Below are 8,661 nucleotides of genomic sequence, written 5' to 3'. Positions count from 1 at the left end.
ACAATCTCGCCATGCGGGACTCGCTGACGGGTCTCTACAATCGCCGTTTTCTACTTGAGGAAGCCGCCAATCAGGTCAAGTCCTGGTCAAGCGATCAGCACCAGAATCATTGGCTGGCACTTCTCGATCTCGATTCCTTCAAAAACATCAATGACAGCTTCGGACACGATTTCGGCGACGCGGTTCTGAAAAGCTTCGCCCAGCATCTGACGGTTCTGGCCGGCGACAAAGATATTGTCGCCCGCCTCGGTGGCGATGAGTTTTGTATTGTCTTTTGCCAAAGAGAGGAAGACCAGGTGGTCAAGATCCTGGAGGAACTGCTTCAGACCATTCAGTCTTCACCCGTCACGCATGACGACGAAAACCAGACCATGAAAGCCAGCATCGGGGTAGCCCCGCTACGGGACGGAAATCTCGCCGAGGCTCTGAAAACCGCTGATCTGAGACTCTATTCGGCAAAACGCACCGGACGAGGACAATTGGTCTTCACGGATTGAGAGCACCTGTCAGACGCGCCTGCCTGGCGCGGCTGTAACGCTTCCAGCTGTCGAATGTGAATATCACCAACGCTCCCCAGATCATTGCAAATGTCAGCAATTTGGCCTGATCCAACGGCTCGTCCCAGATGTAAACCGCCATCAGAAAATGCATGGACGGTGCAATATATTGCATCAATCCGATCATGAAGAGTGGAAGCTTGCGGGCTGCTGCGGAAAAACAGACCAGCGGCAAGGCGGTGACAATGCCGGTGCCGACCAGCGCCAGAAAAACAGAAGGGTCATTCAATATGAATGCGTCCACGCCCCAAGCCAGGCTCAAAAGGAGATAGCCCAATGCAAGCGGCAACAGCAGCACGGTTTCGACGAACATGCCCGGCGTGGCATTCACAGGCGTGACTTTGCGAACATAACCGTAACCGGCGAATGAAAAGGCCAACGTGAGTGAGATCCACGGCAATCCACCGGCCAGTACGGCTTGCAGAACTACTGCAAATGCAGCGATGGCGACAGCAATTCCCTGCCCAAGCGAGAGCCGCTCGTGCAGCACCAACAGGCCAACCAGAATACTGACGAGCGGATTGATGAAATAGCCGAGCGAAACTTCAAGAACCTGACCTTGCGCGATCGCCCAGACAAACACCAGCCAGTTGACCGCGATGAACGCAGCCGATGCCGTCAGACCCAAAAGCACCTTTGGCTGGTGGAACACATCCACAACTTCCCGCCAGCGACCACGCACGTAAAGGAACAGGCCGACAAAAAGGACAGACCAGAGTACCCGGTGCGACACGACCAGATCCGCCGGTACCGTGTCGGTCAGCTTGTAGTACGCAGGAAAAAAACCCCACATGCCGTATGCCGCGAGGCCGTACAGGACACCCTCACGAAATTCGGCATTCGCTTCGGCACTGGAAACCGACTGCGACATGTGACCAGCCTTTCTGGCGATTGTTACTACCTCAGGCGGAACCAGCCTTCAGCAGCGCAAATGTGATGGAGTCGACCAACGCCTGGAAAGAGGCGTCGACGATATTGGAAGATACTCCGATCGTAAACCAGCGGCGATGTGACTTCGTATCGTGGCTTTCGATCAGGACGCGCGTGACGGCGCCAGTACCACCGTTGAGGATTCTGACCTTGTAGTCAATCAACTCCAGTCCTTCGATTGCCGACTGGTATTTGCCGAGATCCTTGCGCAGAGCCATGTCGAGCGCATTGACGGGGCCGTTGCCTTCCGCCACCGACATGCGCGTTTCACCATCAATATCGACTTTCACCACCGCCTCCGACACGGTGATCAGGTCGCCGATCGCGTTGAATCGCCGCTCGACCATAACCTTGAAGGAATTGACATCGAAATATCGCGGTACTTCGCCGAGTTCCCGGCGCGCCAGCAATTCAAATGAAGCATCCGCGGCCTCATAGGCGTAACCTTCTGCTTCTCGCTCCTTCACCAATGCCAGCAATCTGTCCAGCCGTGGATCTGCCTTGTCCACTTCAATTCCAACCCGCGTCAGTTCGCCGAGAAGATTGCTTTTGCCGGCCTGGTCCGAGACCAGCACGCGGCGCTGATTACCGACACTTTCCGGCGTAACATGTTCATAGGTTGCCGGGTCCTTGAGAATCGCCGAGGCATGGATGCCAGCCTTGGTCGCGAATGCCGTTTCGCCAACATAGGGTGCCTGCCTGTCAGGCGACCTGTTCAAGATCTCGTCAAAAGCATGGGAGATGGCCCTGATCTCCTTGAGCTGGTCACTCGAAACGCCGACTTCGAACCTTTCGGCAAATGCCGGTTTGAGTTTCAAAGTCGGAATCAGGGTGATCAGGTTGGCATTTCCGCAACGCTCGCCCAGCCCGTTCAATGTGCCTTGGATCTGTCGGACCCCAGCGTCAACCGCAGCAAGCGAATTGGCCACCGCCTGGCCGGTGTCGTCATGGGTGTGAATCCCAAGATGACTTCCCGGAACCACTTCCTGCACCTTGGTGACGATATCGTAGACCTCGTCGGGCAAAGTCCCGCCATTTGTGTCACAAAGCACGATCCACCGGGCACCTGCCTGATAGGCGGTGCGCGCGCAATCGATTGCATAATCCGGATTAGCCTTGAAACCGTCGAAGAAATGCTCGCAATCGATCATCGCTTCCTTACCGGCCGCAAGTGTTGCGATGACGGTCTCGTGGATTGAGTCCAGATTTTCTTCGTTGGTGCACCCAAGCGCGACTTTGACGTGATAGTCCCAGGATTTGGCTACGAAACAGCCGGCATCCGAACTGCTGGCAAGCACTTGCTGCAATCCGGGATCATTGGCAGCAGAGCGCCCTGCCCTTTTAGTCATGCCGAACGCGGTGAAAGTTGCACGTTCCGTTCGCTTTTCGGTGAAAAAGTCAGTGTCGGTCGGGTTCGCTCCCGGATAACCACCTTCGACATAATCCACACCCAAACGCTCAAGCAGTTCCGCAATGACGATCTTTTCGTTCAGTGAAAAGTCAACACCACTGGTTTGCGCACCATCGCGGAGCGTCGTGTCATAAAGATAGAGGCGTTCCTTGCTCATATTTTTTCCTGCCTAGCGCCTTGGCTTTGGGTGTCGTTCTCTTAGTCGCCTTGAACCGGCGGCCAGGCTTCCGTGTCGTGATCGGGATGCTGATTTGAAACGATCGAAGCCAGGAAGACTGCCGTCTCGCTATCTTCCTCGGTTCTTCTTGCCGGGATTTCCGACATCTTGTCCGTAAATGGCAGTTTGCCTTCAACGCCGTATTGAATGATCGGTGCAATTTCTGCAGGTTCATCAAAAGCACCAATGGCAATTGCTGTGTCATCGCCGGGAGCTTCATAGGTCAGCGGTGTTCCACACTCGCCACAAAATCCACGCGCAACCTGATTTGAACTCTGAAAGCGTTTCGGTTCGCCCCTCGTCCAGACAAGTTTCGTATCTCCACGAATGCCGACCAGTGGGGCATAAAGGGCTCCGAATGCCTTTTGACACATCCTGCAATGGCAGATCGACGCTGTGCCAAGCTCACCTTCAATGCGAAACCTTATCGCGCCGCATTGGCACCCGCCGGTGTGGATTTCGCTCATGGGGCCTCACAATTCCAGCTTTCTGTTTCATGATCCGGGTGCTGCATGTTGGTCGACGCCACGTCGCCGATACCTCCAGGGAGGTCATCTCTGTTGGATTTTGTTTCCTTCAATCCGAACAGAGCAGCATAAAACGGGACGCGTCCCTCGACGCCGGATTGCTCGATCGGGACCACGGAACCGACATCGTCCAAACTGCCATGGGTAAACGCGATATAGTCATCACCAACGGTTTCAAACGCGAGCGGTGTTCCGCATTTCGAACAGAAGCCCCGACGAACGGGTTTTGACGAGTGAAACCAGGAGGGCTCTCCCCTAGTCCACTCAAAATCAGTTTTGGCTGCCCCGATTAAGGGCAGAAAGAAATTACCCGACGCTTTCTGGCACATGCGGCAGTGGCAAAGGTGCGGATAACCAACCTTTCCCGTAACCCGATAGCGAACTGCACCGCACTGACAGCCTCCAGCGTACACGTCAGTTTCCGTCATCACGTGCTCTCCATTCCGCATGCATCCAAAATCTTGCGACAGACACCTTCAAGATTGTCGGATACCTCAGAGTTCCAAAATCGCAAGACAGTCCACCCCATGGCACGAAGGTACCGGTCGCGTTCGTCATCACGCTTCAATCCCAAAACGCCTGCATGCTGTGAACCATCAACTTCGACAATCAATCGTTGAGAAGGCGCTGCGAAATCAACGATGTACCGATCTATCGGCATCTGTCGGCGGAATGAAATCCCCTCTAGTCGATGCGCTCGCAACACCTGCCAGAGTTTTTTCTCAGCCTCCGTCATGTTGGAACGGAGAGATTTTGCATTTGCTCTAAGCTGCTTTGAAGTTTTTCGAAAGGGCATATTGCGAACACTTCCAAAGACACCGAATTCTGCTTGTGTAACATCGGCTGCATTCCCCCCTCTGTCCCTGAAAGGGACATCTCCCCCGCAAGGGGGGAGAGAACCGTATGCCGTGCTGCCTGACGTAACCGCAACTTTTTTCAAGAGGTGACGACCTGAGAAACACAGCAACGACAGTTGCTCATGAGTCAGGGCTATCGACGATCTTGCTACAAGCTCCACTCTCCCCCCTTGCGGGGAAGATGTCCGCACCTGCGGACAGAGGGGGGAACCCTGCCTTTCCGCAGTCGCGCACTTCACCGCTTGAGTTCCCAAGTTGTCAGGCGCTCGCCTGTTTCTGAATCTTTTGAATCCTTTAGAAGGATTCCCTGAGATGTCAGGTCAGCACGGATCTTGTCGGCTTGTGCCCAGTCCTTGGATTTCAAAGCCTCCAAACGCCTGTTGATAGCGATCTGGATTGCGGATTCGTCGACACCGGAAAGATCTGCCTGAACAGGTTGAAGACCCAGAAGTGCTGCACTTGCAGAATAGATTGGCAGTTTGTCAGCATCTTTGGCCGCCTCGACCGCCAGCGCGTGCAGAGCCTGGATCGCTGCCGCAGTGTTCAGGTCATCGAGGAGCGCATCAACCACTTCGTCCGCTGGAGCTGCATCTGTCTCGACAAGCTCCGGCCACTTGGCCAAAAGGTTTTCGGCCTCTTCCAGTTTGCGCATGGAAAAGTCGATGGGTTCGCGATAGTTGGTCATCAACATAGCCATGCGAAGCACTTCGCCCGGCCACTTCCGACCTCCGAAATCTTCGGTTTCCAGCAGCTCCATGATTGTGAAGAAGTTGCCCTCGGATTTGGACATCTTCCTGCCTTCGACTTGAAGGAAACCGTTATGGAGCCAGTAATTGGCCATCGTCGTTGTGCCATGCGCGCAACGTGACTGGGCAATTTCATTTTCATGATGGGGGAAAATCAAATCCAGCCCGCCACCATGAATATCGAATATCCGACCCAGGTGATGCTCGCTCATCACCGAGCACTCAATGTGCCAGCCTGGACGCCCGCGTCCCCAGGGACTCTCCCAACCAGGTTCTTCCTCCGATGACAGTTTCCAAAGGACGAAATCACCCGGGTTCTTCTTGTGCTCATCAACCGCTATGCGTGCGCCGGCCTTCTGATCTTCCAGCTTGCGCTTGGACAAGCCCCCATAATCCGGCATGGAAACCGTGTCGAACAGAACTTCGCCGCCGGCTTCATAGGCGTGACCTTTTTCAATCAGAACCTCGATCATTTCGATCATGCCGTCGATATGCTGGGTTGCCCGCGGCTCGAAGCTTGGTTCCAGTACTCCCAATGCCTTGATGTCCTTGTGGAACTGATCCGCTGTTTTTTGCGTCACCCTTGCGATGGCGTCGTTCAAAGGAAGATCGGGATAATCACGCAGCGCACGGGCGTTGATCTTGTCATCGACGTCGGTGATGTTACGCGCATAGGTCACGTGGTCCGCGCCATAGAGCTGACGCAGAAGTCGAAAGAGGACATCGAACACGATGATCGGCCGCGCATTGCCGACATGTGCGAAATCATAGACGGTCGGCCCGCAGACATAGAGGCGCACGTTTTTGTCATCGATCGCCCGGAAGTCTTCCTTCTCGCGAGTCAATGTATTGGTGAGCTTCAAGCCCTTGTACGTGCCGGATTTCTCAGTCTCAGCGGCGCTCATGTCAAACGGTCTCCTGGCCGGCTGGCCGGGCGATCCGTCTCAGAGGAATTTTTGCCAAGAGGGAACGGCCACAGCCAGCGGTGTCGCTAGCTGCAAATAATGGTGATCGAAATGATGTTCCGTGTGGCCGTCATCATGGCCGCTTTATGGACCGGAAATTGGAATGCGGTCAAGGCTGCAATTATTCAGGGCATCTGAAACCGCAACAGACCCAGCGTTTGCGCCAACGGAGACATGCATTAAGCTTGAAGGAACGGGAATCATCGGGGGGATTTTCCCATGGGTCGGTTTTGGTCATTTCGTTTTACGGTTTCTGCGTTCTTTGGTCTCTGCGCAGTGGGGCTCTCTACGATCTCAGTTGCCGGTTCCGTACACGCGCAATCCGAAACGCCCCTATCCGTCGAAACGCAGAACGACATTGATAACAAGACCCTTCAGCCGGAAACCCAGATCGCCGAAGCAATTCTGGCAGCAATATCCCCGGACGTTCCGTCAGGCCTGGAACTCTATTACGGCGAACGTGCCTATGCCCCCATCTGGTTTGACGAAAACGGCCTCAGCGAAAATGCACATCTGGCGATCGCCGCTATGGCAGAAGCCAATGATCATGCGCTCAACCCCAACAATTATGGCCCCCTGGAACTCGTTCAGTTATCCGAATCCGCCCGAACACCGGAAGAATGGGCACAGTTCGACCTGGAGCTTTCCCTCCAGTTTCTCCGGTATGCAACGCACCTCTCTTCAGGGCGCGTACAGCCCAACAAAATAAACAAGGCCTTGAACCTCTTTCCCAACCGTCCCGACCCGCAGGAGTTTTTCCGGACGGCTGAAAGTTCAGTCGACTTCAGTGCCTTTCTCGATAGTCTGTCTCCGCGATCCGACAACTACGCCCGCCTGAAACGGCGACTTGCGCAATACAGAACCAAAGCTGCCGAGGGCGGTTTCACAAAGGTGCCGGACGGCGAGACATTGAAACCAGGCATGAGCGACACGCGGATTGCCATATTGCGCGATAGGTTGATCGAAGAGGACATACCCGGTGCACAGGACCATAGTGGCGAGATCTATGACGGTTCGCTTGTGGAAGCGGTCAAGGTCTTCCAGGAATATCATGGGCTCGAGACCGACGGCGTTATCGGCAAGAATACCCTTGCGCGATTGAATACGCCCATCGAAGACAAACTCATCCAGATGGAACTCAATATGGAGCGGCGGCGCTGGATGCGCGACGACCTGGGAGAGTTTTATGTCTTCGTAAATCTCGCCGACCAGAACCTCAAAGTCGTGAAAGACGGCAAGACAGTTCACACGACGCGTGTCGTCGTCGGCAAGCCCTACCACGCAACGCCTGTCTTTTCCGATCAGCTGGAATATGTGGAGATCAATCCATACTGGAACGTGCCCTACTCCATCGCGACCAAGGAATATCTTCCAAAGCTGAAGAGAAACCCGTCGGCCTTACGCGCTCAGAACATCCGGGTGTTTGCAGACGGGAATGAAATTGCCGCCACGCAGATTGCCTGGAACAGTTACTCAGGCGGTAATTTTCCCTTCAGACTGCGACAGGATCCTGGCAAGGGAAACGCGCTCGGCCGTATCAAGTTCATGTTCCCGAACGAATTCAACATTTACATCCACGACACGCCGTCAAAATCGCTCTTCACGCGGGCGGAACGCGCCTTCAGTCATGGCTGTATTCGAGCTTCGGATCCGTTTGTCCTGGCCAATGTACTCTTGGCCCATGTAAACCCGGACCCCGATCACTGGGAACAGATCCGCGACAGCGGCCAACGCAAAGTCATCAAGCCCGACGCTTTGATCGAAGTTCATCTCACCTATCTGACTGCGTGGATGAACAAAGACGGGTCCACACATTTCAGAAAAGACATTTACGGGCGGGATGAAGTGCTTCTGGATGCCCTCAGAAAGGCGATGACCGAGAACTTATAGTGTCGCAACCAATTGACACATTTAGGTTTATTACCTTGTTTAGATAACTGAACGTTAGCTGAACGCAATGCTCAGCATGAGTTCAATGCCGCCCCCGTACTCTCCGGGCAATCGATACGGATTGCCATCAGGAGAGACCAATGTTGAACCGCGTTTTTGTTATTATCTTCCTCGCCATCGTTCTTGGTGGTCCGTTTGCAGCAATCATCGCCATCACGGATGGCACCAAGGCCTTCGGTCAGGAAATGCAGCAAAAGAGCATGTGCCTGATGACCGGAACGGGCTGTGGAAACGGAAATATCATTGTAACTGTTGCCAGCCGGATATAAACGAGACGGCAAAGCTTAGGGGTTGCCCCAAGCTTGCAGTTCAACACTTTGTTTGGCAAGGTTGGTAGATGGACTATAAAGCGCTTGAAGAAAAAGCAGAAGCTGCGGCGGAATTTTTGAAGATGATGGCATCCGCGCCGCGTCTCCTGCTTATGTGCCTGGTGCTTGAGGAAGAGCGCAGCGTCGGTGAACTAGCGGAATCGACCGGCATGCGCATGCCAACCGTATCGCA

General features: G+C 54.3%; 10 protein-coding genes. 4 read left to right on the top strand and 6 right to left on the bottom strand.

Translation table 11 applies throughout. From position 1 onward, the window contains the following. Positions 1–497 (top strand): GGDEF domain-containing protein (locus K5905_RS20535; RefSeq protein WP_297587107.1); only part of this gene is annotated, 497 nt, incomplete at its 5' end. Here the strand turns inward: K5905_RS20535 and rarD are convergent. From rarD to cysS, 6 genes are all read right to left on the bottom strand, one after another. Beyond that, a complete protein-coding gene (gene rarD, locus K5905_RS20530; protein ID WP_297587105.1) occupies positions 487–1,428 on the bottom strand; it encodes an EamA family transporter RarD in 942 nt (313 codons plus the stop codon). The genes K5905_RS20535 and rarD overlap by 11 nt on opposite strands. A 31-nt stretch (positions 1,429–1,459) precedes the next feature. Further along, positions 1,460–3,055: a citramalate synthase gene (cimA, locus tag K5905_RS20525; protein WP_297587102.1), complete on the bottom strand. Its 1,596-nt coding sequence runs from the start codon at positions 3,053–3,055 to the stop codon at positions 1,460–1,462. A 41-nt stretch (positions 3,056–3,096) separates the two neighbouring features. Further along, positions 3,097–3,582 carry a GFA family protein gene (locus K5905_RS20520; protein WP_297587099.1) on the bottom strand — a complete coding sequence of 162 codons (486 nt, stop codon included), beginning with the start codon at positions 3,580–3,582 and terminating at the stop codon, positions 3,097–3,099. After that, positions 3,579–4,070, bottom strand: a complete 492-nt coding sequence (locus K5905_RS20515; RefSeq protein ID WP_297587096.1) for a GFA family protein — start codon at positions 4,068–4,070, stop codon at positions 3,579–3,581. The genes K5905_RS20520 and K5905_RS20515 overlap by 4 nt, the downstream gene beginning before the upstream one ends. Further along, on the bottom strand, positions 4,070–4,378 hold the full coding sequence (locus tag K5905_RS20510; protein ID WP_367186997.1) for an endonuclease domain-containing protein: 309 nt from the start codon (positions 4,376–4,378) through the stop codon (positions 4,070–4,072). The genes K5905_RS20515 and K5905_RS20510 overlap by 1 nt, the downstream gene beginning before the upstream one ends. A gap of 356 nt (positions 4,379–4,734) precedes the next feature. Continuing rightward, complete coding sequence (cysS, locus tag K5905_RS20505; RefSeq protein ID WP_297587092.1) at positions 4,735–6,150, bottom strand: cysteine--tRNA ligase; 1,416 nt, start codon at positions 6,148–6,150, stop codon at positions 4,735–4,737. A gap of 279 nt (positions 6,151–6,429) precedes the next feature. Here cysS and K5905_RS20500 point away from each other — a divergent pair, with 279 nt between their 5' ends. From K5905_RS20500 to K5905_RS31615, 3 genes are all read left to right on the top strand, one after another. Then, positions 6,430–8,100, top strand: a complete 1,671-nt coding sequence (locus tag K5905_RS20500; RefSeq protein WP_297587091.1) for a L,D-transpeptidase family protein — start codon at positions 6,430–6,432, stop codon at positions 8,098–8,100. Between the two features lie 140 nt (positions 8,101–8,240). Further along, a complete protein-coding gene (locus K5905_RS20495) occupies positions 8,241–8,429 on the top strand; it encodes a sugar transporter (RefSeq protein ID WP_297587089.1) in 189 nt (62 codons plus the stop codon). 68 nt (positions 8,430–8,497) lie between these two features. Further along, positions 8,498–8,661: ArsR family transcriptional regulator (locus K5905_RS31615; protein WP_367186996.1), on the top strand; the 164-nt coding region annotated here is incomplete at its 3' end.

The sequence above is a fragment of the Roseibium sp. genome (genome assembly GCF_025698965.1).
Lineage (GTDB): Bacteria > Pseudomonadota > Alphaproteobacteria > Rhizobiales > Stappiaceae > Roseibium.
Note: the sequence above shows the minus strand (reverse complement) of the source record. Positions and strands in the feature narration are given on the sequence as shown.

What these genes read in the sequence shown, in the direction of transcription:
- rarD (WP_297587105.1), bottom strand. Translation starts at nt 1,428, where the DNA reads ATGTCGCAGTCGGTTTCCAGTGCCGAAGCGAATGCCGAATTTCGTGAG.
- cimA (WP_297587102.1), bottom strand. Translation starts at nt 3,055, where the DNA reads ATGAGCAAGGAACGCCTCTATCTTTATGACACGACGCTCCGCGATGGT.
- K5905_RS20520 (WP_297587099.1), bottom strand. Translation starts at nt 3,582, where the DNA reads ATGAGCGAAATCCACACCGGCGGGTGCCAATGCGGCGCGATAAGGTTT.
- K5905_RS20515 (WP_297587096.1), bottom strand. Translation starts at nt 4,070, where the DNA reads ATGACGGAAACTGACGTGTACGCTGGAGGCTGTCAGTGCGGTGCAGTT.
- K5905_RS20510 (WP_367186997.1), bottom strand. Translation starts at nt 4,378, where the DNA reads ATGACGGAGGCTGAGAAAAAACTCTGGCAGGTGTTGCGAGCGCATCGA.
- cysS (WP_297587092.1), bottom strand. Translation starts at nt 6,150, where the DNA reads ATGAGCGCCGCTGAGACTGAGAAATCCGGCACGTACAAGGGCTTGAAG.
- K5905_RS20500 (WP_297587091.1), top strand. Translation starts at nt 6,430, where the DNA reads ATGGGTCGGTTTTGGTCATTTCGTTTTACGGTTTCTGCGTTCTTTGGT.
- K5905_RS20495 (WP_297587089.1), top strand. Translation starts at nt 8,241, where the DNA reads ATGTTGAACCGCGTTTTTGTTATTATCTTCCTCGCCATCGTTCTTGGT.